The following is a 22,474-nucleotide window of genomic DNA, read 5'->3' on the forward strand; positions in this document are numbered from 1 at the left end:
GAAGCCTTAGCGCACGACCCGCTGCGTCGCAGGTGAGGGCTCCAGGCTAACGCGGGCCACCGCCGGCACGTGATCCCTGTCCAGCGCGTCCCGCAGGTTCGGCAGGGTGACCCTGGACAGGTGCTCGCTCAGCTCGGCGATCGGGGCGGCCTCGTCGGCGGCCACGCGCAGCCGTACCTCGGGGTGGCCGCGCGGGCCGACCAGGTCGGCGTCGGCGTTCAGGACGGCGGGGCTGGCCTCGACGTCGGCGGCGACCGCGTGGGCCATCCCGCCCGCCGCGATCTCGGTGACGCCGTCCGGGCCGCTCTCCAGGCGCAGCCGGGTGCGGGCGTCCCTGCGTCCCTGCACGACCAGCCAGCGCAGGGCCAGCAGCGCGACCAGGACCGACACGGCGGCCACGACCCACCACACGAGCGGGCTGTTGCCGGCGAAGAACCCGCGCGTGCCCGCGTCCACGATCGGCATGGACGGCCCCAGCAGGCCCCGGGCCAGCGTCAGGCCGCCGAGGACGGCCAGCACCAGGCCGACCAGGGCCAGCCCCCAGCGGTTGCCGCGCCCGGTCCGCCTGTTCATCGCCGCTCCTTGACGTTGACCGCCACCTGGTACGGCTCCACCGGGTCCAGCCCGGCGAGCCTGGTGAGCACGGCCTCGCGCACGGCGTGGCCGAAGCCCTCGTCGTCCCAGCCGGACGTGGCGGGGGTGACGGCTACCGTGCGGCCGCGCAGCGTGGCGTGGGCCGAGCGCACCCCAGGCACCTCCTCGGCGGCGTGCTCCAAAGCCCTGGTGAAACTCTTGGGACGCACCCCGATGATCAGGTCGGGGTCGCCGGTCCGTACGGGGACCATCCGCGGCCGTCCCGGCACCAGGGCGGTGACCAGCAGCGCCAGGCCGATCAGCGCGACGATCGCGGCCCCGGTCAGGACCAGCGGGTGCGACCACGGCGTCGTGGACGCCCACGCCAGCATCCGGTCGTACGGCAGCCATCGCAACGGGCTGCCGACCAGCGCGGACACCGTCTCGGCGGCGACCAGCAGGCCCAGCAGCGTGAGCAGGACGGCGACCACGATGGCGGGCGCCCGGCGCTGCGGCCGGAACGCGCGCACCGCGGCCCGGTCGGCCCCCTTGTCGCGCGGCGGCACGGCCTCCGCCCAGCCCCGATGGGCCGCGGCCCCGTCCGCCGGGACGGCCCCCCGCGCCTCCTCAGGTTCTTCGGGCGGGAGGGGGCGGGTCATTCCGGGCCTCCCGCCAGATCGGTCATGATCACGTCGAGGCGCGTGACGTTCAGGCCGGTCTGCATGGCCACCCGGTTGCGCACGTGCTCCCGCAGCCGCGCGGCCACGGCGTGCAGCGGGGCTGGGTAGGCGACGGTCACGTTCAGCTTCAGGGTGGCCCGCTCGCCGCGCACCTCGGCGCTGGACGAACGCGTCCACGGCACGCCGCCCAGCTGCACGTCGCGCACCTCGGGAACCTCCCGCGCCGCGCAGCACGCGATCTTGGCGACCACCCGGTCGGCGATCTCGGTACGGCCCCGCCGCTCCGGCTCGTCCCCCGGCGCGAGCCGCTGCCGGGGAACCGTCACCTGAGGAGCGGTCGTGATCATCGGCGTCATCGCCGCCTCGCGGTCAGGCCCGACAGGTTCAGCTCGCCGGTGTCGGCGATCTTGCCGACCAGGAAGCCGACCGCGCCGAGCACGAGGACGAGCAGGAACGCGCCGAGGCCGCCGAAGGCCCCCGCGAATCCGAGGATGATGCCGACCATCATGCCGATGACCGGCAGCCAAGGGACGTTGCTCATGGTTCCTCCACCACGTCGTCGATGCGTACGTTGACGGGACGCCCGCCGGTCAGCTTCCACACTGCCTGGCGGACGTCCTCGGCGGTCTCGGGCAGCGGCCGTTCCAGGGTCGCCACGATGGCGACCTCCACCACGTCCCCGCCGGTCGAGACGCCCCTGACCCGCTCCCCGCGCAGGTACGTCGCCACCGTCCCGAACGGGCCGCCGGAGAGCCCCGCCACCCCTGGGCAGGCCCGCACGAGCTCGGCCAGCGCCTCGGCCTCCGCCTCGGCGTCGGTCTCGGTGTCGGCCCTGCCACAGGCGGGGGCGTCGGGCCGGGTCATTGGACCCGGGGCTCCGGCTGCTCGATGACCTCGCGGCGACCGTCGCCCATTTCCCTGTCCTTGTCGCGGTCCTGGCCGGGCAGGTGCACGTCGTCGACCCTGATGTTGACCTCGGTCACCTCCAGGCCGCACATGCGCTCGACCGCCGCGATGACGTTCCTGCGCACGGCGGCGGCCAGGTCCGGGATCGCGGTGCCGTACTCGGCGACCAGGTCCATGTCCACGGCCGCCTGGCGTTCTCCCACCTCGACCGAGACGCCCTGCGCGACGCTGCGTTCCCCGCCGACCATGCCGCGCATGCTGCCGAGCGCCCTGGCGGCGCCGCCGCCCATGGCGTGCACGCCGGAGACCTCGCGTGCGGCCAGCCCGGCGATCTTGGCGACGACGACGTCGTCGATGCTCGTCGTGCCCTTGTCGGTGACCAGCGGGTTCGCCGGTCCGCCGTCCTGTGTTCTGGCCCGCGGTACGGCAGAGGTCTGGTTGACCATCGTGTCCGGCACGTTCCATCACCCCCTAGAAGTCTCTAGATAGGCAGAGATATCCGGTTAATCACCTCCGATACCCAACAAAACGGACTCTGGGGGCATTTATGGAGGGTTCCTGACTTTTGCGGCGGTGGGCGGACCCCTGCGACGGCGGCGATAGCCTTGTCAGGTGCGTATAGCGAGGTTCTCCACAGGCGAAGGCGTGTCGTTCGGCGTGGTCGAAGGCGGCCCTGGCGAGGAGTTCGTCTCCACGGTCTCCGGCCATCCGTTCGGCCAGGTGCAGTTCACCGGTGACCGCTTCCCGCTGTCCCAGGTGAAGCTGCTGGCCCCGATGTTGCCGAGCAAGGTCGTCGCCATCGGCAGGAACTACGCCGAGCACGCCCGCGAGATGGGCAACGAGGTGCCCGACGAGCCGCTCATCTTCATGAAGCCGTCCACGTCGGTGATCGGCCACGGCGAGGCCATCGCCTACCCGACCTCGCTGTCCGACCGGGTCGACTACGAGGGCGAGCTGGCCGTGGTGATCGGCAGGCTCTGCCGCGACGTGCCCGTCGACCGGGTCAAGGACGTCATCTTCGGCTACACCTGCGCCAACGACGTCACCGCCCGCGACCTGCAGAAGAAGGACGTGCAGTTCACCCGGGCCAAGAGCTTCGACACGTTCTGCCCGCTCGGGCCCTGGATCCAGACCGATCTCGACGCGAGCGACCTGGCGCTGACCACCACGGTCAACGGCGAGATCCGGCAGAGCGGCCGCACCAGCCAGCTCATCAACGACATCCCCGCGCTGGTCGCCTACGTCAGCGCGGTCATGACGCTGATCCCCGGCGACGTCATCCTGACCGGCACCCCGGCGGGCGTCGGCCCGCTGGAGATCGGCGACGAGGTCAGCGTCGGCATCGAAGGCATCGGCACTCTCACGAACAAGGTGGTCTCCCGTGACTGATCTACGGGTGCGTTTCGCCCCGTCCCCGACCGGCATGTTCCACGTCGGCGGCGCCCGCACGGCGCTGTTCAACTGGGCCCTCGCCGAACAGTCCGGCGGCCGCTTCGTCCTGCGCGTCGAGGACACCGACGCCACGCGCAACCGCCCGGAGTGGACCGAGGGCATCATCTCGGCGCTCGACTGGATCGGCATCAACGGCACCAACCCGGTGTTCGAGGGCCCCTACTTCCAGTCGGCCTACGAGCCGCAGCATCGCGAGGCCGTGGCCAAGCTGCTGGCCGACGGCAAGGCGTACCACTGCGACTGCACCCGTGAGACCCTGGTGGCCCGCACCGGCTCCGAGCACAAGGGCTACGACGGCTTCTGCCGCGAGCGCGGCCTGACCGAGGGCGCGGTGCGCTTCCGCACCCCCGACGAGGGCGTCACCGTCGTCGAAGACCTGATCAGGGGCAACGTCGAGTTCCCCAACGAGGCCCAGGAAGACTTCGTGATCGCCCGCACCGACGGCTCGCCGCTCTACGTGCTGGCCAACGCCGTCGACGACATCACCCAGGGCATCACGCACGTCGTGCGCGGCGAGGAGCACCTGGGCAACGCCGCCAAGCAGGTGCTGCTGTGGCCGGCGCTCGGCTCCACCCCGCCGATCTGGGCCCACCTGCCGGTGATCGTCAACGAGCAGCGCAAGAAGTTGTCCAAGCGCCGCGACAAGGTGGCCCTGGAGGACTACCGCGACGAGGGCTACCTCGCCGAGGCCATGGTCAACTACCTCATGCTGCTCGGCTGGGGCCCCGGCGAGGACCGCGAGATCATGCCGTGGGCGGAGATGGTCCCGCTGTTCAAGCTGGAGGACGTCAACTCCGCCAGCGCCTTCTTCGACGAGAAGAAGCTGCGGGCCTTCAACGGCGAGTACATCAGGGCGCTGCCGCTGGAGACCTTCGAGGAGCGCTGCTCTCCGTACCTCGACCCCGCCTGGGACCGCGAGCTGTTCAGCAAGGTCGCGGCGCTGGCCCAGACCCGCATCGCCGTGCTGTCGGAGATCAGGCAGAACGTCGACTTCCTCTTCCTCGACGAGCCCGTCTTCGACCAGCCGTCCTGGGACAAGGCGATGAAGAACTCCCCGGAGGAGATCCTCGGCGCCTACCTCACCCGCCTGGAGACGGTCCCCTGGGACGCGGAGTCGCTCAAGGAGGCCCTGGAGGAGGTCGGCGCGCCGCTCGGGCTCAAGCTGGGCAAGACCCAGGCCCCCGTGCGCGTGGCGATCACCGGCCGGACCGTGGGCCTGCCGCTGTTCGAGTCGATCGAGGTGCTCGGGCGCGAGCGTGCCACGGAGCGGATCCGAGCGGCGCTAGGGCGCCTGCGAGGCTGAGCGACGACCCGACGGCCATCGACAGCCACACCCCCGTGACGCCGAGCCACGAGCTCAGCAGGTAGGCGAGGGGCAGCTGCACCGCGAAGCCCGCCAGCGTGGCGGCGAGCAGGCGGCTGCCCCTTCCGCTTGCCTGGAGCACCCCCCCGACGGCGATGAGCCCGCCGAACGGCACCAGGTAGAGCGTCATCCACCGCAGGAAGCCCACGGTCACCGCCGGATCGCCGGTGAACAGCCCGGCCGCGGGCGCGGCCACCAGGTTGAGCACGACCGCGACCACCGCCCCGGTCGCCAGCCCGAGCCGCAGCGGCGACCCGACCGGCTCCGACCGCGCGGTACGGATCATCGCCGCCTGGCGCAGCGCGTAGAAGACCATGACCCCCGCCAGCATGATCTTCTGACCGATGCCGTACCCGGCGACCTCGGCCGTGCCGAACCCGGCCACGATCTCCACCAGCGCCATGCCCACCAGGGAACGGGCCAGGAAGTCTCCCGACATGGGCAGGCCGGTCCGCAGCACCTCCCCGGCGAGCAGGCCGTCGCCGGGGGCGGCGCGCAGCCGTACGACGGAGGTGACCGCCACCCCGAGCGTGACCAGCCGCGCCGCCACGGTGGCCAGCGCGGCCCCCTGGACGCCCAGGTCGAGGCCGTAGATGAACAGCGGGTCCAGGACGATGACCAGGGCGTTGCAGATCAGCGCGTTCCGCATGGGGGTCTTCGTGTCGCCCAGCCCTTTGAGGATCGCGTCCACGACCGTCTGGGCGAAGAACACCGGCAGCCCGCCCAGTGAGATCAGGAAGAACCCCGCCGTCGGCCCGGGATCGTCGGTGAACAGGGCCGCCAGCGGCTCGCGCAGCAGCACCCCCGGGACGGCGACGGCCACCGAGAACGCGGCCCACAACATCCACCCCGTCCTGATCACCGGCCCGATCGGCGCCTGACCGTCACGCCGCCCGACGAGCACGGTCACCCCCGTCGGGACGGCCAGGAACAGTCCGTAGGCCAGGTACTCGGCCGTGGTGCCCACGGTGACGGCCGCGATGGCCCCCTCCCCGAGCCCCGAGACCCACAGCAGGTCGATCACGCCCACCGCGACCACGGCCGTGAGCAGCTCCACGTAGATGGGGAGAGCCAGCCTGAACATGCCAATACCTCGTTTCGTTGTACCTCTTTTAGAGGTATAGCGTTACGATGCGGGCCATGGCAAGCGGCGGGGATCTGTCCCTCACCATCCTGGGATTCCTGAACGAGCGTCCGATGCACGGCTACGAGCTCAAGGCCCGCCTGACGGCGCTCACCGGCCACCTCCGCCCGGTCAGCGACGGCGCTCTCTACCCCGCCATATCGAGACTGGAGGCCAAGGGCCTGGTCGAACGGCACGAGGAGGCGGGCGCGGCGGCGGCCCGCAGGCAGGTGCTCACGCTCACCGGCGAGGGCCGCCAGGAGCTGCTGCGGCGGCTGCGCGACCCGAGCGAGCTCGACATCAGCGACCAGACGCGCTTCTTCGCCCTGCTGACGTTCCTGTCGGCGCTGCCCGACCCCGCCGACCGGTCAAGGGTGCTGCGCCTCAGGCTGGCCTTCCTGGAGGCCCCGGCGAGCTTCTTCCACGAGGGCGGCCGGCCCGTCCGGATCAAGGACGAGCCGGACCCGTACCGGCGGGGCATGCTGGAGATCGCCCGGGCGTCGAGCCGGGCGGAGAAGGAATGGCTCCGGCAGCGCATCGAGGAGCTGCCGGAGCCGTAGGGAGACGATTCCCGGGGGAGGGGACGGTCAGTCGAGGCCGCGGCGGGCCAGCAGCGGCCCGATGCCCGGCTCGCGCCCGCGGAAGTTGCGGAAGGCGGTCAGCGGGTCGAGGCTGCCGCCCCTGGAGAGCAGCTCGCGGCGGAAGTGGTCGCCGTTCGCCCTGGTCAGGCCGCCGTTCTCCTTGAACCACTCCACGCTCTCGGCGTCGAGCACCTCGCTCCAGATATAGGAGTAGTAGCCGGCGCTGTAGCCGCCCGAGAAGATGTGGGCGAAGTAGTTCGTCCGGTAGCGGGGGCGCACCAGCGCCACGTCGATCCCGGCCGCCTCAAGGGCCGCCTGCTCGAACGCCTGCGCGTCGGCCACCTGCTCGCCGGCCGCCAGCCGGTGCCAGGCCCAGTCGAGCAGCGTGGCCGCCAGGTACTCCACCGTCGTGAAGCCCTGGTTGAACTTCTCGGCCGCGTGCAGCTTCTCCACCAGCTCGGCGGGCATCGGCTCGCCCGTCTCGTGGTGCTTGGCGTAGTTGGTCAGGACCTCCGGCCAGGTGGCCCACATCTCGTTGACCTGCGAGGGGTACTCGACGAAGTCACGCGGCACGCTGGTGCCCGACACACGCGGGTAGCGCACCTCCGAGAACAGCCCGTGCAGCGCGTGCCCGAACTCGTGGAAGGCGGTGTTCACCTCGTCGTACGTCAGCAGCGTCGGCCCCGAGGCCGGCTTGGTGATGTTGAGGTTGTTCATCACCACCGGCAGCTCGTCGAACAGGTACGACTGGTCGACCAGGTTGTTCATCCACGCGCCGCCGCGCTTGTTCGCCCTGGCGTAGGGGTCGAGCAGGAACAGGCCCAGCGGGGCGCCGTCCTCGTTGAACACCTCGAAGACGGCCACGTCGGGGTGGTAGCCGTCCAGGTCGGGCCGCTCGGTGAAGGTGAGGCCGTAGAGCTTGGTGGCGGCGAAGAACACGCCGTCCCTGAAGACCCGGTTCAGCTCGAAGTAGGGCCGCATGGCGTCGGCGTCGAAGTCGTAGCGGGCCAGCCGCACCTTCTCCGAGTAGTACGACCAGTCCCACGGCTCGATCGCGAACCCGGCCTGCCCGGCCAGCGCCTCGGCCTCCTTGCCGGCGTTGCGCACGGCCGGGCCGACGAGCTGGCCGAGCATCTCCTCGACCGCCTCGACGGTCTTGGCCGTCTGGTCGGCCACCGAGTAGGCGGCATGGTCGGGGAAGCCGAGCAGCGCCGCCCGCTCGGCCCGCAGTGTGGCCATCTGGACCGCCCGCCCGAAGTTGGCCGGGGCGCGGCCGACGCTCAGCTCGTACAGCCGGCGGCGCACGTCGCGGTCGGTGAGCTGGGCCAGGCCGGGCTGGTTGGTGAAGTTCAGCAGCGGCAGCGCGTACGTGCCGTCGTCCTGGCGCAGCGACTCGATCCTGGCCTCGTCGAAGCCGTCGAGCTCCTTGGCGTCCGTGACGACCAGGGCCTCCTCGGTGGACGCCTTGAGCAGGGTCTGCGCGAACTCGGTCGAGAGCTTCGACAGCTCGCCGTTGAGCTCACGCAGCCGGTCCTGCTGCGACTCCGACAGGTCGGCCCCGGCCCGGACGAAGTCCTCCCGATACTTCTCCAGCAGCCACGCCTCCTCGGCGTCGGACGTGCCGACCTGCTTGATCCGCGCCCACAGCGCCCGGTTGAGGCGGATCGCGTCGTTGTGCGCGGTCAGCTTCGGGGAGATCTCCTTCTCGATCTCCATGATCCCGTCGCTGGAGTTGGACGCGGCCATGCTGAAGAAGACCGTGGCCGTACGGCCGAGAACGCGCCCAGAACGCTCCAGGGCCGCGATCGTGTTGTCGAAGGTGGGCGGCTCGGTGCTGTTCGCGATCGCGTCGACCTCGGCCAGGTGCTCGGCCATGCCGCGCTCGAACGCGGGCAGGTAGTGCTCCTCGCGGACGTCCGCGAACGCAGGCAACTGGTACGGCAGGCTACTAGGGGCGAAGAACGGGTTCTCGGCCAACGCTGGGGCTCCTCCACGTGGTGTTTTGTCCTCTTCAGCTTGGCACGCCGGAGCCCGTGCCGCAGTCCGCCGGAGACCGCTTCGGCAATCGTTTTGGTCTTACCCCCCGAGCTGGGCTATTCTTTCGGACGTCGCCAAGCGCGCTCCTCGAAGGGGTTCGCAGCGGTGGGGTATGGTGTAATTGGCAGCACGACTGATTCTGGTTCAGTTAGTCTAGGTTCGAGTCCTGGTACCCCAGCAAGTCACCAAACGGATGTCTCCCTGAGAGACGTCCGTTTTTTCGTGTCGGCGGCCCGTCAGGTCGCCAGGGCGTCCAGGATCTCGCTGATCCTCCGGTACTCCGCGGCCGTGGCCGCGTGCCCGGTGTCGACCGTGCGCACCTCGAACCTGTTGCCCGGGGTGGCCGCGTCCGCCTCCCTGATCATCCGGTCCTGCAGCGCGAGCGGGATCATCCGGTCCCGGGTGTGCCTGATGTACGTCCGCGGCACCCGCCCCCAGGCGTCCGGCCTGCCGCGCGCGTCCGCGACGGAGACCAGCAGGCTCTCGTCCGGCAGCAACGTGTTGAGCAGCGCCAGGAACTCGCCGTCGGCCGCCTCGGCCATGAACGCCTCCTTGGCCGCGGCCAGGAACGCCGGGTCGGACGTCCGCCAGTTCATCCGCACCGCCATGAGCGCCGTGGGGTCGCCGATCAATCCGGCCACCAGCCCCTTCGCCACGCTCGTGGCGGCCTCGGGTGTCTCCAGGTACTCGGCCGGCGAGCGCAGCCGCGTGCAGCAGAACGCCGTGTCGTAGACCAGCCGGTCGAGCAGGTGGGGGACCTCGTCGGCGGCCTTGGTGACCGCCGCTCCGCCGAGGCTCCCGCCCACCAGGACCACCGGGCCGTACGCGGCGACCCTGCGCACGACGTTCACCGTGGCCTCGACGTAGTCGTCCAGGGTCACCCCGGACACCGGCGAGGGCGCGGTGGTCAGCGCCGCCAGGTCCTGCGGGGCCTGGTAGGCGCGGCTGAACTGCTCGGCGGGCAGGTGCCCCGGCAGCTCCACGCCCACGGTCCGGTGCCCGCGCAGCGTCAGCTCCGGATCTCCCTGTGCCACGCCGCCGGCCCCGGTGACGAACACGAACGTGGTCACCCGGCCGGGCCGGGATCCGCTCTCTCGATCGCTCATGGGCCGATGTTCGCCCAGGCCGGCAGGCCTGCACATCGCCCGTCCGGCGGTCCGTACGGCTGAGTCCGCCCATCCACCGATCGGTTGACCCGGGCGGCGTGCCAGGCTGGAGGCGTGAGCCGGGCACCAGGACGTGAGCGTCTGCTCCACGTCGCGCTCGGCTACGGGTTGCTGGCGATCTCCGTGGTCGCCGCCGCCGTCATGGGCGACCCGCCGCAGGGCGGCAACGCCCTGGCCGCCGCGGCGCCCTGGATCGTCGCGCCCTGGCCCGTCCTGGCCGCCGTCGCGGCGGTGTGGCTCGCCGCCGTCCCGTGGCTGCATTCCCGGCGGCACCGGCAGGCCGTTCTCGTCGTCCCGTACTACGTGCTGCTCATGGGCCTCGCGGGCGCGCTGGTGGCGGGCAACCCGGCCTTCGTCGTGTTCGCCTCGCTCGGCTACCCCCTGGCCGTCGCCCTGCTGCCGACCCGCCTGGTGATGGCGGGCGTGACACTCACCGCCGTGGTCGTCGTCGTGGCCCAGGCCGGTCCCGGCGCTCCCACCGGGCTGTTCACGGTGGCCGGCGGCATCGCCGTCCCGCTCGCCCTGGCCGGCTGGTATGTCTCCGCCGAGAGCGACAGGCGCCGCCGCCTGATCGGCGAACTGCGTACCGCCATGGACGAGAACGCCGACCTGCACGCCCGGCTCCTGCACCAGGCCAGGCGGGCGGGCGTGCTCGACGAGCGGCAGCGTGTGGCGGGCGAGATCCACGACACCGTCGCACAGGACCTGGCGGCCCTGATCGGCCAGCTCGGCGCGGCCGGCCGCGCCACCGCCGAGGCCGACCGTCGCCGCCACCTCGACCAGGCGGCTCGGCTGGCCCGCCAGAGCCTGGCCGAGACCCGCCGGTCGGTACGCGCCCTGAGCCCCGGCCCCCTGGAGGACTCCAGACTCCCCGACGCACTCGGCCGCATGGCCCGTTCGTGGGCCGCCACGGCGGGCGTCGGCCTGGCCGTCGAGGTCACCGGCACCCCCGTCGCCCTGTCCGCCGACGTCGAGGCCACGCTGTTCCGCATCGCCCAGGAGGCACTGGCCAACGTCGCCAAGCACGCCGATGCCACCAAGACGGCCCTCACCCTGTCGTACACGGACGAAGTCGTCATGCTCGACATCCGTGACGACGGGCGCGGTTTCGTTCCGCAGGAGGCTGCTGAGGGCTTCGGGGTGGAAGGCATGCGCCGGCGGGCCCGCGCGGTGGGTGGCACGCTGGAGGTCGAGTCCGAGCCGGGCCGGGGGAGCGCCGTGGCCGCGGCCGTCCCCGTCATACCCGCGGAAGGCGAACGACCGTGAGACTGCTCATCGTGGACGACCACCCGATCGTCCGGGACGGCCTGCGCGCCGCCCTGGGCGCCGAGCCCGGCATGGAGATCGTGGGCGAGGCGGCCGACGGCGCCCAGGCCGTCCGGCTGGCGGCCGAGCTGCGGCCCGACGTCGTCCTCATGGACCTGCGCATGCCCGGCATGGACGGCCTGGCCGCGATCAGGCAGCTGAGCGGGAGCGGGCCGCGGGTGCTGGTGCTCACGACGTTCGACACCGACGTCCTGCCCGCGCTGGAGGCCGGGGCGGCCGGCTACCTGCTGAAGGACGCCCACCCGGAGGAGCTGGCACGCGCCGTGCGGGCCACGTACGACGGGGAGACCGTGCTCGCCCCCGCCGTGGCCGGACGGCTGGCCGACCACGTGCGCAGGCCGAGGCGGGGCGACCTGAGCAGACGTGAGCTGGAGGTGCTGCGGCTGGTGGCCGGGGGAGCGACCAACCGGCAGGCGGCGGCCGAGCTGTTCATCAGCGAGGCCAGCGTCAAGACGCACCTGCTGCACGCCTACGCCAAGCTCGACGTCCGCGACCGCGCCGCCGCCGTGGCCGAGGCCTTCCGCCGCGGGCTGCTCGGCGGGTAGCCTCCCTCGCCTCATGGACGAATTCCGCATGCGCGAGGGCGGCCTTGCCCGTTTCGTCGCCCCGTTCGCCGCGCCGCTGGCGCTCTTCTTCGCCGTCTGCCTGCTGCTCGGGGCCATCTTCACCGGCAGCTCGGCGCTGGGCGTCGTGCTCGGCGCGCTCGCCACGGCGGCCCTGACCGGCGTGCTCGTCGTCAAGCACCGCCGGCTGGTCGCGGGCACGGTCGTGCGCTTCTCGCCGGAGGGCGTGGAGCTGGCCGACGCCCGCGGCTTCAGGGTGCGGCTGCGCTGGCCCGACATCGCCCGGATCGGCGTGGTGGACACCCGGCCGGCCGACCCCCGGCTCCTGGGCCGGCCCGGCGGCGTCCGCGTACGCGTCCAGGCCCTGCGCTCGGTGGGGCTGGTCGGGTGGGGCGAGCGCACGCTCCCGCCGCGGGCGCCGCAGTGGATGCGCGAGCGCCTGGCCCGGGTGCCCGCCGACCCCGTCACCGGACGGCCCGAGGTGGCGATCCCGCTCGGCGAGATCGACCCGCTGTGGGAACGGGGGCCGATGGGCGACTGGGTCCGCCGCCACCGGCCTGATCTCATGCGCTGACAAGCGGGTTGGTTGTGGTCTGCGGGGTGCGGTAGAGTTACCTGCGTCGCCGGGGAGACCCGGCACACCAGCTTGTGAACAGGGTCCCGTCGTCTAGTGGCCCAGGACGCCGCCCTCTCAAGGCGGTAGCGCCGGTTCGAATCCGGTCGGGACTACCACTGTCACAAGCTGAGCGAAGGTCCCGTCGTCTAGTGGCCCAGGACGCCGCCCTCTCAAGGCGGTAGCGCCGGTTCGAATCCGGTCGGGACTACGTTCACTCAAAACGCTCCGGTGCGTCAAGCACCGGGGCGTTTTTTGCGTTGCACGGGCACGCCCGCGAACGGGAACAGGGCCCCACGCCGATCGCGTGGAGCCCTGGCCGTAGCGGGGTCAGGCCGAGGAGCGGGCCTTGAACAGGGCGCGGCGGGCCGCCTTGGCGACCTGCTTGTCGGGGTGGACCTGCGAGATCAGGTCGAGCAGCTCCTCCACGTGCGCGTGCGGGATCTTCCAGATCACTTCGAGCAGCCCGTTGACCATGTCGGGGCCGATGTCCTGCAGGCTGCTGACGAACTCGGAACGCCCCAGCCCGGCCGAGATCGTCCACATGTCGAGGATCAGCCAGTGGGTGTCGTCCTGGGTGGGCTCGGGTGCCCCCTCGATCTCCAGCTGGCTCAGGTGCGTCGCCGCGTACGGCCGCAGCGACGGCTGCTTGAGCGCCTCCTGCCAGGCCGGGACGGCGGCCTCGCCCAGTGTGCCGACCACGCTGGCGGCCTGCACCCGGATCAGGGCGTCGCTCTCGTCCTCGGCGGCGGCGTCGAGCAGCTCCTCGGCGGCCTTGGCCGGCTCCCTGAGCCGCATCCAGGCCGCGAACTCGGCGTCGGCCTCGTCCTCGGGCAGCTCGGCGCTCAGTGCGAGCAGCTCGTGGGCGCTCATCGACTCGATCGCGGGCCGGGCGTCGACCTCGATGTCGGCGTCGTCGACCAGGTGGACGACGCCCTCGGTGCCCAGCGGGGTGAGACGCACGGTGGTGCCCTCGACCTCGATCATGCCGTAGCCGACCAGCCAGTCGATGGCGGGGGCCAGCGGGTCGCCGGCCGCCTCCCAGGCGTCGCCGCCCAGCTCGTCGAGGTCGGCGGCGGCCTCGGCCAGCTCGCGGGCCAGGTCGTCGCGCTCGCGCGAGCCGCCGGCCAGCAGCAGCCTGACCAGCAGGCCCCGGGTCAGGCCGGCCAGCGCCATCGTCAGGTCGTCGTCGTCGAGCTCGGGGTCGCCGTAGTCGACGGAGTGCAGGCCGAGCATCCAGGCGTCGAGGACGTCCTCGTCGTCGTCGAACGGCCACTCGGAGGTGTCGTCCTGGACGGCCACGGTGTTGCCCTCGCCCGGTTCGAGGAACTCCAGGTCGACGGCGAGGTTCCAGATGTTCCAGAGCTGCGGGACCACCTCGGCCACCGGGCCGTCGGTCTCGGGCCTGGGCAGGCCGACGACGGCCAGCGCCTCCTCCACCTCGGCGTCGGTGAGCAGGGTGTCCTCGCCGACGCGGCGGCCGGAGCCCACCCACAGCGCCAGGTCGCGGGCCTTGCCGACCAGCGGCGCCTGGCGGGCGGCCGCGGCCAGCTCGGAGTCGGGCCGCAGCCTGATCGTGTCGAGCTCGGCCAGCTCGTCGGCGAACGCCTCGAAGTCGCCCAGGTCGCCGGTCTCGTCCTCGTCGTCACCCGCGCCGTCGTCGTCGAGCAGCTCCTCCATGAGCTCGACGAACTCGTCCTCGACGTCGTCGAGCTCGGCCTGCAGATCGGCGAGGGTGTCGGAGCCCTTGGCGAGCCTGCCGGTCTGGGAGAGGAACGTCAGGTACGCGTCGACGGCGGGCAGCATGCCGTCGGCGGCGGCATCGGGATCCTCCACGACCTTCGGCATGCGGTCGAGCAGCAGGTTGCGCAGGTCGGCACGCTTCCACGTGCCGAGGTCCTGCGAGAAGGCGAGACGGTGCCAGAGTGCGGCAGGCCCCACGAGCTCGGGGTCGCTTCCGGGCGCGTTGGAGCGCGCCCACATGATGAACTCTTCGAGCAGGGGTCGCAGCTCAGTGGCGGCTACCTCGATGCGATCTGTCACGCACTCAGGCTAGTGCGCCCACGAGGCAGTCGGCCCCCGAAATACGAGCTTTCGCCGATCATGACGTGCGGCGCATGGCCTCGGTGATGCGTTCTGCGGCCGCCATGACGGGTACGGCGTGCAGCCGGCCGGGCGCTCTGGTGAGCCGCTCGATGGGCCCGGAGACCGAGACGGCGGCGATCACCTTGCCTCCGCTGCCCCTTATAGGGGCGGACACGCTGGCCACCCCCTGCTCCCGCTCGCCGACGCTGTGGGCCCATCCGCGGCGCCGTACGGAGGCGAGGGTGGCGGCGGTGAACTTGGCGCCGCGCAGGCCCCTGTGCAGCCGGTCCGGCTCCTCCCAGGCCAGCAGGATCTGGGCCGCCGAGCCCGCCGTCATCGGCAGCGCAGAGCCCACCGGGACGGTGTCGCGCAGGCCGCTGGCCCGCTCGGCCGCCGCCACGCAGACCCGCTCGTCACCCTGGCGCCGGTAGAGTTGCGCGCTCTCGCCGGTCAGGTCGCGCAACTGCGTCAGCACGGGCGAGGCCACCGCGAGCAGCCGGTCCTCGCCGGCCGCCGTGGACAACTCCGACAGCCGCGGCCCGAGCACGAATCGGCCCTGCGTGTCGCGGCTCACGATGCGGTGGTGCTCAAGTGCGACGGCCAGCCGGTGGGCCGTGGGGCGGGCCAGGCCGGTGGCCTGGACGAGCTGAGCCAGGGAAGCGGGACCCGCTTCGAGGGCATTGAGTACAAGAACGGCCTTGTCGAGTACTCCGACTCCGCTAGAGTTGTCCATACACCGATACTGCCGTCTCGACATATGAGAAAGCAAGTCGGAGGCAATCTCAAGGAGGAGATCATGGGCCGCACACTGGCCGAGAAGGTCTGGGAGCAGCACGTCGTCCGCCGTGCGGAGGGCGAACCCGACCTGCTCTACATCGACCTGCACCTCATTCACGAGGTGACCAGTCCGCAGGCGTTCGACGGACTCCGTCTCGCCGGCCGGAAGGTGCGCAGGCCCGATCTCACCATCGCCACCGAGGACCACAACGTTCCGACCGTCCTCGGCCCGATCTCCGACCCCGTCTCCAAGGCCCAGGTCGAGACGCTGCGCAAGAACGCCGCCGAGTTCGGCATCAGGCTGCACCCGATGGGCGACGCCGGCCAGGGCGTGGTGCACATCATCGGCCCGCAGTTCGGCCTGACCCAGCCGGGCATGACGATCGTGTGCGGCGACTCGCACACCTCCACCCACGGCGCCTTCGGCGGCATCGCGTTCGGCATCGGCACCTCCGAGGTCGAGCACGTCCTGGCCACCCAGACGCTGCCCGCCTACCGGCCGAAGACGATGGCCATCGAGGTCTCGGGCGAGCTGCCCGCCGGCGTCACGGCCAAGGACCTGATCCTGGCGATCATCGCCAAGATCGGCACCGGCGGCGGCCAGGGCTACATCGTCGAGTACCGCGGCGAGGCCGTGCGCAAGCTCTCCATGGAGGGCCGCATGACCGTCTGCAACATGTCCATCGAGGCGGGCGCCCGCGCCGGCGTGATCGCCCCGGACGAGACCACCTTCGCCTACCTCAAGGACCGCCGGCACGCCCCCAAGGGCGAGCTGTGGGACCAGGCCGTCGAGTACTGGAAGTCGCTGCGCACCGACGACGACGCCGTGTTCGACAAGGTCGTGGAGATCGACGCCACGACCCTGACCCCGTACGTCACGTGGGGCACCAACCCCGGCCAGGGCCTGCCGCTGGGCGGGTCCGTGCCCAGCCCCGACAGCTTCGCCGACCCGGTCGAGCGCTCGGCCGCCGAGCGCGCGCTGGAGTACATGGGCCTGACCGCGGGCACGCCGCTGCGCGAGATCGAGGTCGACACCGTGTTCGTCGGCTCGTGCACCAACGGCCGCATCGAGGACCTGCGCTCGGCCGCCGAGATCCTGCGCGGCCGCCAGGTCCGCACCCGCACGCTGATCGTGCCCGGCTCGATGCTGGTCAAGCTCCAGGCCGAGCAGGAGGGCCTGCACGAGGTGTTCAAGGCCGCCGGCGCCGAGTGGCGCGAGGCCGGCTGCTCGATGTGCCTCGGCATGAACCCCGACACGCTCCAGCCCGGCGAGCGCAGCGCCTCCACCTCCAACCGCAACTTCGAGGGCCGCCAGGGCAAGGGCGGACGCACCCACCTGGTGTCGCCGCAGGTCGCCGCCGCGACCGCCGTCACCGGCCGCCTGACCGCCCCCGCCGACCTGTAAGGAGAACGACCGATGGACGCCTTCACCACCCACACCGGTACGGCGGTGCCGCTGCGCCGCAGCAACGTCGACACCGACCAGATCATCCCGGCCGTCTGGCTCAAGCAGGTCAGCCGCACCGGCTTCGAGAAGGGCCTGTTCGCCGCCTGGCGCGAGGACCCGACGTTCGTCCTGAACGACCCGTCCTACGAGGGCGGCTCGATCCTGGTCTCCGGCCCCGACTTCGGCACCGGCTCCTCCCGCGAGCACGCCGTGTGGGCCCTGCAGCAGTACGGCTTCCGCGCCGTGATCGCCGCCCGCTTCGGCGACATCTTCCGCAACAACTCCACCAAGATGGGCCTGCTGCCGGTCGTCCTGCCCGGCGAGAAGGTCGAGGCCCTGCAGGCCGCCGTCGAGGCCGACCCCAAGCTCCAGGTGACCGTCGACCTGCTGGAACGTCAGGTCCGCTGGGCCGGCGAGGTCGTGCCGTTCGAGATCGACGACTACACCCGCTGGCGGCTCACCGAAGGCCTGGACGACATCGGGCTGACCCTGCGTCACGCCGACGATGTGGCCACGTACGAGAATGGTCGGCAGCCATGGCTGCCGACGACCGTCTAGAGGACGACCGACTGGCGCGGCGGTTGCGCGAGGCGCACCGCCGCGTCCGCATGCTCCCCGCCGCCGACAAGGAACGGGCGGCCCGCCGCTACCTGTCCATCTGCGATCTCGCCAAGCGCGATCCGGAAAGGGCGGCCGCCCGCCTCGACGCCTTTTTGGGCGCTCTCGACACGCCACGCGAGGGGGAAAACACGCAGGGTGATTGAGTTCCCCCGCGATCCCGCCTACTTTCGAGCGCGTAAGGGGTTTCTACGTCGAACTCGAGAGCTGGAACCCCGAGCCGTCACTGGGGGAGCAGGACTTTCATGAACAAGCGAGAGCTCGTCGACGCCATCACCGATCGGGTGGGCGACAAAAGGACGGCCACCGAGGCCGTCAACGCGGTCATCGAGGCCATCCAGAAGGCTGTGGCGAGCGGGGACAAGGTCTCCATCACGGGCTTCGGCGCGTTCGAGATGGTGAACAAGCCCGCCCGCACTGCCAGGAACCCGTCGACCGGCGCCGAGATCAAGGTCGCCGAGAGCTGGGCGCCCAAGTTCCGTCCCGGCTCTGAATTCAAGGACCAGGTGAACGAGGGCGGCAAGCAGATCGGCAAGAAGAAATAGTCTCAGCGGACATCACGCCCGGGCGGCCCACGCCCGGGCGTTCGCTGTTTTCCGGGACCGCGTCATCATTCGGGCGCGGGAATCGGGAACGTCGACAGCGTGATGTAGGTGATCTCCCCGCCGTCGGTGGCGAGATTCACCCGCTGCCCCGTGCGCAGCAGCCGCAGCGGCCCCGCGTCGAAGGCGCGCGTGCCGAACTCCAGCACCGTCCCGTCGTCGAGGAAGACCGAGCCGGAACGGGTGACCTCGTCGAAGCTGCGTACCGTCGCCTGCACGCCGACCAGCCTAAGCCGATCGCCGCCCGGCGGGCGAGAGGCGGCCCGGAGGATCACGCGTCCGGCCACAGGTCGGCGACCACCGCCGCCGTGTGCCGGCCCAGCCCCAGGACGAGGGCCGCGCGCAGGTCGTCGGGGGTGTCCACGTCCCGCCGGAGCGAGTCGATCCCCGGCGGGCACAACTCCTTCGCGCCGCCGCCCAGGTGCTTGGCCCGCGACTCGCCGCCGAACCGCGGCGTGAACGGCCGGCCGGGAAGCACGCCGTAGAACGTCGTGCCGACCTCCTGCGCGTCCGGCACGAACGACTGGTCGAACTCGGCCGCCGCCGTCAGCGCCGTCGCCAGCTCGGCCGGTCGCAGCGCCGGCAGGTCGGCCTGGAGGGCGCCCACCGCGTCACCGGGCGCGACGCGTACGGCATGGGCCGCGCCCGTGCGCAGCGCGGTGTTGAGCCCCCGGTCGGGATCGTGCACCACCTCCGCCCCCAGCGCCCCCAGCGGCCCCGCCGCGGCCGGATCGGCGGTCACCACGACCACCCGCGCCACCATCGGGCACGCCAGCGCCGCCGCCACGGTGTCGCAGGCCACGGCCACGGCCAGCCGCGTACGATGCGGCCCCGTGGCGGCGGCCAGCCGGGTCTTCGCCGCGACCAGCGTCTTCACCGGAATGACCAGAGACCAGCGGTTGCTCATAGGCTTAAGCATCTCGCCTCGACATCCCACGCGGCCAACCGGGAGACTTGGGGCGAATACCGTACGGGTTGGAGGAGAGCATGAGCCGCCCCACGCGACCTTCGCGTTTCTGGGAGTCATTCGCCGTAGCGGTGGTGAAGCCGCTGTCGACGCTCCTGGTCAAGAGGGACTGGCGCAACGGCGAGCGTCTCCCGCGCACCGGCGGCATCATCATCGCGGCCAACCACCTGTCCTGGACCGATCCCGTCCTGCTGTCGCACTTCCTGTTCAACAACGGCCGCTGGCCCGTCATCCTGGCCAAGGCCGCGCTGTTCAAGGTGCCCTTCCTGGGCCGGGCGCTCAACGGCCTGCTGGCCATCCCCGTCGAGCGGGGCAGCAGCGAGGCGGCCAGGTCGCTCAGCTCCTCGGCCCAGCGGCTGCGCGACGGCGCCGCCATCCTGTTCTACCCCGAGGGCACCTGCACCCGCGATCCCGACCTGTGGCCCATGGTGGGCAAGACCGGCGCGGCCCGGCTGGCGCTGGAGAGCGGCGTGCAGGTCATCCCCGTCGCCCACTGGGGCGCCCAGGAGCTGCTCCCGTACGGCGCGAAGAAGCCCAGGCTGTTCCCGCGCAAGACCTTCCACGTGACCGTCGGCCCACCGGTCGACCTGTCCAAGTACGAGGGCCAGCCCCTGCGGGCCAGTGTGCTGCGGGAGGCGACCGCCGACATCATGGCGGCCATCACCGAGCAACTGACCGAGCTGCGCGGCGAGAAGGCCCCCGAAACTCCCTACGACCCCGCCAGGCGGTGATGGCATGACAAAGGCAGCCGTTTTCGGCACGGGTTCGTGGGGCACCACGTTCGCCATGGTCCTCGCCGAGGCGGGCAACGAGGTGACGCTGTGGGGGCGCAGGCCCGAGCTGGTCGAGGCGATCGACAAGGACCACGCCAACCCCGACTACCTGCCCGGCGTCACGCTGCCCGAGGCCCTGCGCGCCACCACCGACCCGGTGCGCGCGCTCGACGGCGCCGACTTCGTGGTGCTCGCCGTGCCCTCGCAGATGTTGCGGCCCAACCTGACCGCCTGGCGCGAGCACATCCCGTCCGGAGCGGTCCTGGTCAGCCTCATGAAGGGCGTCGAGCTCGGCACGACCAAGCGCATGAGCGAGGTGATCCGCGAGGTCGCCGAGGTGCCCGAGGAGCGGGTCGCGGTGGTGTCCGGCCCCAACCTGGCCAAGGAGATCGCTCACCGGCAGCCCGCCGCCACGGTCGTCGCCTGCACCGACGAGTCGGTCGCCGAACGCCTCCAGGCGGCCTGCCACCTGCCGCCATGGTTCCGGCCGTACACCAACACCGACGTGGTCGGGGTCGAGCTGGGCGGCGCGGTGAAGAACGTGATCGCGCTGGCCGTGGGCGTCTCGGCGGGCATGGGCATGGGCGACAACGTCAGCGCCATGCTCATCACCAGGGGCCTGGCCGAGATCTCCCGCCTGGGCGCCGCGCTCGGCGCCGACCCCCACACCTTCGCCGGCCTGGCCGGCATGGGCGACCTGGTCGCCACCTGCACCTCGCCGCTGTCGCGCAACCGCACCTTCGGCGAGAACCTGGGCCGCGGCATGACCCTCGCCGAGGTCGTCGCCGCCACCAAGCAGACCGCCGAGGGCGTGAAGTCCTGCGAGTCCGTCCTCGAACTGGCCAGGAAGCACGACGTCGAGATGCCGATCACCGAGGTCGTCGTCGGGGTCGTGCACGACGGCATGTCGCCGTCGGAGGCGGGCATGCTGCTCATGTCCCGCTCGCCCAAACCCGAACGGTACGGCGTGTGAATCCGGACGTCACCGCGCGCTCGACTCGCTGTCAGGGGGACACCCCGGTAGATTCGGACGTCATGAGCAAGCCACGCGTCGCCGTCGTTTTCGGAGGTCGCAATTCTGAGCATGCCGTGTCCCTCATGGGCGCGGGCAGCGTGCTGGATGTGATCGACAGGAGTAAGTACGAGGTGATCCCCGTCGGGATCGCCCAGGACGGCAGGTGGGTGCTCGCCGCGTCCGACCAGCGGTTCGCCATCGAGGCCGGGCAACTGCCCGAGGTCGACACCTCGGGCGCCGCGCTCGCGCTGCCCAGCGGCGGCACCGGGCTGGTCGCCTACGACCCCGGCAGCATCCCGGTCGAGCTCGGCTCGGTCGACGTGGTCTTCCCCGTCATGCACGGCCCGTTCGCCGAGGACGGCACCATCCAGGGCCTGCTGGAGATGGCCGGCGTCCGCTACGTCGGCTCCGGCGTGCTGGCCAGCGCCGTCGGCATGGACAAGGCCCACATGAAGACCGTGATGGCCGCCGCCGGGCTGCCGATCGGCCGATACGTCGTCGTCCGCGACCGCGACTGGCGGCTCAACCGCGAGTGCGTGCTGAAGGAGGCCGAGGAGCTCGGCTTCCCGGTGTTCGTCAAGCCCGCCCGGGCCGGCTCCTCGCAGGGCATCTCCAAGGCCCACGACCGCGCCGAGCTGGAGTCGGCCGTCGAGTCGGCCAGGCTGCACGACCCCAAGGTGCTCATCGAGGCCGCGATCGAGGGCCGCGAGATCGAGTGCGCGGTGCTGGAGTCGCTCGGCGACGAGCCCGCCGCCGCGTCGATCCCCGGCGAGGTCAAGGTCGAGGGCGGCCAGGAGTTCTTCGACTTCGAGGCCAAGTACTACCCCGACCAGATGTCGCTGACCGTGCCCGCCGACATCCCGGCCGAGACCGCCGAAGAGCTGCGCGCGCTGGCCGTACGGGCCTTCGAGGCGCTCGACTGCGAGGGCCTGTCCAGGGTCGACTTCTTCTACACGCCCGACGGCCGGCTGGTCTTCAACGAGATCAACACGATGCCCGGGTTCACCTCGCTGTCGGTCGCGCCGCAGCTCTGGGCGGCCTCGGGGTTGTCCTACCCTGCGCTGGTCGACCGGCTGATCCAGCTCGCGCTGTCGCGCTCAGCCGGACTGCGTTGAGAGCGCCCGCCCGATCGGCCCCGACAGTTGCGCGAGCACGTCGGGCGCCGAGTGGTCGCCGCCGGCCGTGACCTCCACGTACGTGGGCGCGGCCACGGCGGTGAACAGGATGGGCTTGTCCGGGTCGGCGAACCAGCCCACCCCGTTGATCTCCTGGAGCTGGTCGGTCGGCGCCATCCGGGCAGGCCGCGGCACGCCGCAGCGCAACGCGATGGACGACTCCCCCCAGACCGCCACGTACGGCGAGGCCGGCTCCGACACGCCGCGCTCGGCGCCGTCGAGCGTCTTGGGCAGCAGGGAAGCGAGCCTGTCACAGGCCGCCGCCGCCTCCCCCGAAGGCTTGGGCGGATCGACCTGTACGGCGCCGCCGCAGCCGGCGAGTGCGAGAAGAAGAAGCAGAACAGCGGCGGCGCGCATGGAACCCGAACCTCGAATGTGTCAGATATGAACGATCGGACACGTAAGAGTACGCGTGATCCCCTCCACCGCCTGAATCTGCGCCACGACCAGCTTGCCCAGCTCGTCGACGTTGCGCGCCTCCGCGCGGACGATCACGTCGTAGGGCCCCGTCACGTCTTCCGCCTGGGTGACCCCCGGAATTCCGGAGATCTCCTCGGCAACGGCGGCGGCCTTGCCGACCTCGGTCTGAATAAGGATGTAGGCCTGCACCATCACGTCCTCCCGGGCGATTG

The 22,474-nt window shown here is 71.5% G+C and carries 28 protein-coding genes and 3 tRNA genes; 16 read left to right on the top strand and 15 right to left on the bottom strand.

Annotation, left to right across the window (positions count from 1 at the left end; genetic code table 11):
• Nucleotides 1-6: 6 nt before the first annotated feature.
• The 6 genes from ABZ815_RS14225 to ABZ815_RS14250 are packed head-to-tail and all read right to left on the bottom strand — an operon-like array spanning nucleotide 7 to nucleotide 2,617.
• Nucleotides 7-573, bottom strand: a complete 567-nt coding sequence (locus ABZ815_RS14225) for an alkaline shock response membrane anchor protein AmaP (RefSeq protein WP_357697632.1) — start codon at nucleotides 571-573, stop codon at nucleotides 7-9.
• A complete protein-coding gene (locus ABZ815_RS14230) occupies nucleotides 570-1,232 on the bottom strand; it encodes a DUF6286 domain-containing protein (protein ID WP_357697634.1) in 663 nt (220 codons plus the stop codon). Before ABZ815_RS14230 ends, ABZ815_RS14225 begins: the two co-directional genes overlap by 4 nt.
• Nucleotides 1,229-1,609: an Asp23/Gls24 family envelope stress response protein gene (locus tag ABZ815_RS14235; RefSeq protein WP_357697636.1), complete on the bottom strand. Its 381-nt coding sequence runs from the start codon at nucleotides 1,607-1,609 to the stop codon at nucleotides 1,229-1,231. The genes ABZ815_RS14230 and ABZ815_RS14235 overlap by 4 nt, the downstream gene beginning before the upstream one ends.
• Nucleotides 1,606-1,794: a hypothetical protein gene (locus ABZ815_RS14240; RefSeq protein ID WP_357697638.1), complete on the bottom strand. Its 189-nt coding sequence runs from the start codon at nucleotides 1,792-1,794 to the stop codon at nucleotides 1,606-1,608. Before ABZ815_RS14240 ends, ABZ815_RS14235 begins: the two co-directional genes overlap by 4 nt.
• Nucleotides 1,791-2,117 carry a hypothetical protein gene (locus tag ABZ815_RS14245; RefSeq protein ID WP_357697640.1) on the bottom strand — a complete coding sequence of 109 codons (327 nt, stop codon included), beginning with the start codon at nucleotides 2,115-2,117 and terminating at the stop codon, nucleotides 1,791-1,793. The genes ABZ815_RS14240 and ABZ815_RS14245 overlap by 4 nt, the downstream gene beginning before the upstream one ends.
• Nucleotides 2,114-2,617, bottom strand: a complete 504-nt coding sequence (locus ABZ815_RS14250) for an Asp23/Gls24 family envelope stress response protein (RefSeq protein ID WP_357697642.1) — start codon at nucleotides 2,615-2,617, stop codon at nucleotides 2,114-2,116. The genes ABZ815_RS14245 and ABZ815_RS14250 overlap by 4 nt, the downstream gene beginning before the upstream one ends.
• A 154-nt stretch (nucleotides 2,618-2,771) precedes the next feature.
• Here ABZ815_RS14250 and ABZ815_RS14255 point away from each other — a divergent pair, with 154 nt between their 5' ends.
• Entirely contained in the window at nucleotides 2,772-3,548 is a 777-nt protein-coding gene (locus ABZ815_RS14255) for a fumarylacetoacetate hydrolase family protein (protein ID WP_357697644.1), read from the top strand.
• Nucleotides 3,541-4,914 (top strand): glutamate--tRNA ligase, encoded by a 1,374-nt coding sequence (gene gltX, locus ABZ815_RS14260; protein WP_357697646.1) that lies wholly within the window; start codon nucleotides 3,541-3,543, stop codon nucleotides 4,912-4,914. The genes ABZ815_RS14255 and gltX overlap by 8 nt, the downstream gene beginning before the upstream one ends.
• Here gltX and ABZ815_RS14265 read toward each other — a convergent pair.
• On the bottom strand, nucleotides 4,808-6,058 hold the full coding sequence (locus ABZ815_RS14265) for an MATE family efflux transporter (protein WP_357697648.1): 1,251 nt from the start codon (nucleotides 6,056-6,058) through the stop codon (nucleotides 4,808-4,810). The genes gltX and ABZ815_RS14265 overlap by 107 nt on opposite strands.
• A gap of 56 nt (nucleotides 6,059-6,114) precedes the next feature.
• Here ABZ815_RS14265 and ABZ815_RS14270 point away from each other — a divergent pair, with 56 nt between their 5' ends.
• Entirely contained in the window at nucleotides 6,115-6,657 is a 543-nt protein-coding gene (locus ABZ815_RS14270; protein WP_357697650.1) for a PadR family transcriptional regulator, read from the top strand.
• 27 nt (nucleotides 6,658-6,684) lie between these two features.
• Here ABZ815_RS14270 and ABZ815_RS14275 read toward each other — a convergent pair whose 3' ends face one another.
• The gene (locus ABZ815_RS14275; protein ID WP_357697652.1) at nucleotides 6,685-8,655 is read right to left on the bottom strand and encodes a M3 family metallopeptidase; all 1,971 of its coding nucleotides are present in this window, start codon (nucleotides 8,653-8,655) and stop codon (nucleotides 6,685-6,687) included.
• Between the two features lie 166 nt (nucleotides 8,656-8,821).
• Here ABZ815_RS14275 and ABZ815_RS14280 point away from each other — a divergent pair.
• Nucleotides 8,822-8,893 (top strand) — tRNA-Gln (locus tag ABZ815_RS14280).
• A gap of 58 nt (nucleotides 8,894-8,951) precedes the next feature.
• On the opposite strand, the gene ABZ815_RS14285 is transcribed toward ABZ815_RS14280, so the two are convergent.
• Entirely contained in the window at nucleotides 8,952-9,821 is an 870-nt protein-coding gene (locus ABZ815_RS14285; RefSeq protein ID WP_357697654.1) for an alpha/beta fold hydrolase, read from the bottom strand.
• A 114-nt stretch (nucleotides 9,822-9,935) separates the two neighbouring features.
• Here ABZ815_RS14285 and ABZ815_RS14290 point away from each other — a divergent pair, with 114 nt between their 5' ends.
• The 5 genes from ABZ815_RS14290 (at nucleotide 9,936) to ABZ815_RS14310 (ending at nucleotide 12,594) form a co-directional block, all read left to right on the top strand.
• Nucleotides 9,936-11,147 (top strand): sensor histidine kinase, encoded by a 1,212-nt coding sequence (locus ABZ815_RS14290; protein ID WP_357697656.1) that lies wholly within the window; start codon nucleotides 9,936-9,938, stop codon nucleotides 11,145-11,147.
• Complete coding sequence (locus ABZ815_RS14295) at nucleotides 11,144-11,752, top strand: response regulator transcription factor (protein ID WP_357697658.1); 609 nt, start codon at nucleotides 11,144-11,146, stop codon at nucleotides 11,750-11,752. The genes ABZ815_RS14290 and ABZ815_RS14295 overlap by 4 nt, the downstream gene beginning before the upstream one ends.
• A 13-nt stretch (nucleotides 11,753-11,765) precedes the next feature.
• On the top strand, nucleotides 11,766-12,344 hold the full coding sequence (locus tag ABZ815_RS14300; RefSeq protein WP_357697660.1) for a hypothetical protein: 579 nt from the start codon (nucleotides 11,766-11,768) through the stop codon (nucleotides 12,342-12,344).
• A gap of 82 nt (nucleotides 12,345-12,426) precedes the next feature.
• Nucleotides 12,427-12,502: transfer RNA gene (locus ABZ815_RS14305), tRNA-Glu, on the top strand.
• Nucleotides 12,503-12,521: 19 nt separating this feature from the next.
• Nucleotides 12,522-12,594 (top strand) — tRNA-Glu (locus ABZ815_RS14310).
• 119 nt (nucleotides 12,595-12,713) lie between these two features.
• Here the strand turns inward: ABZ815_RS14310 and ABZ815_RS14315 are convergent.
• Entirely contained in the window at nucleotides 12,714-14,426 is a 1,713-nt protein-coding gene (locus ABZ815_RS14315; RefSeq protein ID WP_357697662.1) for a hypothetical protein, read from the bottom strand.
• A 58-nt stretch (nucleotides 14,427-14,484) separates the two neighbouring features.
• Nucleotides 14,485-15,201, bottom strand: a complete 717-nt coding sequence (locus tag ABZ815_RS14320) for an IclR family transcriptional regulator (protein ID WP_357697664.1) — start codon at nucleotides 15,199-15,201, stop codon at nucleotides 14,485-14,487.
• A gap of 63 nt (nucleotides 15,202-15,264) precedes the next feature.
• On the opposite strand from ABZ815_RS14320, the gene leuC reads away from it, so the two are divergent.
• From leuC to ABZ815_RS14340, 4 genes are all read left to right on the top strand, one after another.
• Nucleotides 15,265-16,650: a 3-isopropylmalate dehydratase large subunit gene (leuC, locus tag ABZ815_RS14325; protein ID WP_357697666.1), complete on the top strand. Its 1,386-nt coding sequence runs from the start codon at nucleotides 15,265-15,267 to the stop codon at nucleotides 16,648-16,650.
• Nucleotides 16,651-16,662: 12 nt separating this feature from the next.
• The gene (gene leuD, locus ABZ815_RS14330) at nucleotides 16,663-17,250 is read left to right on the top strand and encodes a 3-isopropylmalate dehydratase small subunit (protein WP_357697668.1); all 588 of its coding nucleotides are present in this window, start codon (nucleotides 16,663-16,665) and stop codon (nucleotides 17,248-17,250) included.
• Entirely contained in the window at nucleotides 17,229-17,456 is a 228-nt protein-coding gene (locus ABZ815_RS14335) for a hypothetical protein (protein ID WP_357697670.1), read from the top strand. The genes leuD and ABZ815_RS14335 overlap by 22 nt, the downstream gene beginning before the upstream one ends.
• A gap of 99 nt (nucleotides 17,457-17,555) precedes the next feature.
• Nucleotides 17,556-17,855: an HU family DNA-binding protein gene (locus ABZ815_RS14340; protein ID WP_357697671.1), complete on the top strand. Its 300-nt coding sequence runs from the start codon at nucleotides 17,556-17,558 to the stop codon at nucleotides 17,853-17,855.
• A 65-nt stretch (nucleotides 17,856-17,920) separates the two neighbouring features.
• On the opposite strand, the gene ABZ815_RS14345 is transcribed toward ABZ815_RS14340, so the two are convergent.
• Entirely contained in the window at nucleotides 17,921-18,130 is a 210-nt protein-coding gene (locus ABZ815_RS14345; protein WP_357697673.1) for a hypothetical protein, read from the bottom strand.
• A 53-nt stretch (nucleotides 18,131-18,183) separates the two neighbouring features.
• Complete coding sequence (gene cofC / locus ABZ815_RS14350) at nucleotides 18,184-18,819, bottom strand: 2-phospho-L-lactate guanylyltransferase (RefSeq protein WP_357697675.1); 636 nt, start codon at nucleotides 18,817-18,819, stop codon at nucleotides 18,184-18,186.
• A 134-nt stretch (nucleotides 18,820-18,953) separates the two neighbouring features.
• On the opposite strand from cofC, the gene ABZ815_RS14355 reads away from it, so the two are divergent.
• The 3 genes from ABZ815_RS14355 (at nucleotide 18,954) to ABZ815_RS14365 (ending at nucleotide 21,782) form a co-directional block, all read left to right on the top strand.
• Nucleotides 18,954-19,610, top strand: coding sequence for a lysophospholipid acyltransferase family protein (locus ABZ815_RS14355; protein WP_357697677.1), 657 nt, complete (start codon nucleotides 18,954-18,956; stop codon nucleotides 19,608-19,610).
• 4 nt (nucleotides 19,611-19,614) lie between these two features.
• Nucleotides 19,615-20,625 carry an NAD(P)H-dependent glycerol-3-phosphate dehydrogenase gene (locus tag ABZ815_RS14360; protein ID WP_357697679.1) on the top strand — a complete coding sequence of 337 codons (1,011 nt, stop codon included), beginning with the start codon at nucleotides 19,615-19,617 and terminating at the stop codon, nucleotides 20,623-20,625.
• 62 nt (nucleotides 20,626-20,687) lie between these two features.
• Complete coding sequence (locus tag ABZ815_RS14365; RefSeq protein WP_357697681.1) at nucleotides 20,688-21,782, top strand: D-alanine--D-alanine ligase family protein; 1,095 nt, start codon at nucleotides 20,688-20,690, stop codon at nucleotides 21,780-21,782.
• Here ABZ815_RS14365 and ABZ815_RS14370 read toward each other — a convergent pair.
• Together ABZ815_RS14370 and ABZ815_RS14375 are read right to left on the bottom strand one after the other, a co-directional pair.
• Nucleotides 21,765-22,199 (bottom strand): DUF3515 domain-containing protein, encoded by a 435-nt coding sequence (locus ABZ815_RS14370; protein ID WP_357697683.1) that lies wholly within the window; start codon nucleotides 22,197-22,199, stop codon nucleotides 21,765-21,767. The two genes, ABZ815_RS14365 and ABZ815_RS14370, sit on opposite strands and share 18 nt — an antisense overlap.
• A gap of 21 nt (nucleotides 22,200-22,220) precedes the next feature.
• Entirely contained in the window at nucleotides 22,221-22,454 is a 234-nt protein-coding gene (locus tag ABZ815_RS14375; RefSeq protein WP_125637145.1) for an Lrp/AsnC ligand binding domain-containing protein, read from the bottom strand.
• Nucleotides 22,455-22,474 lie beyond the last annotated feature (20 nt).

The organism is Nonomuraea sp. NPDC047529 (assembly GCF_040642995.1).
GTDB lineage: Bacteria > Actinomycetota > Actinomycetes > Streptosporangiales > Streptosporangiaceae > Nonomuraea.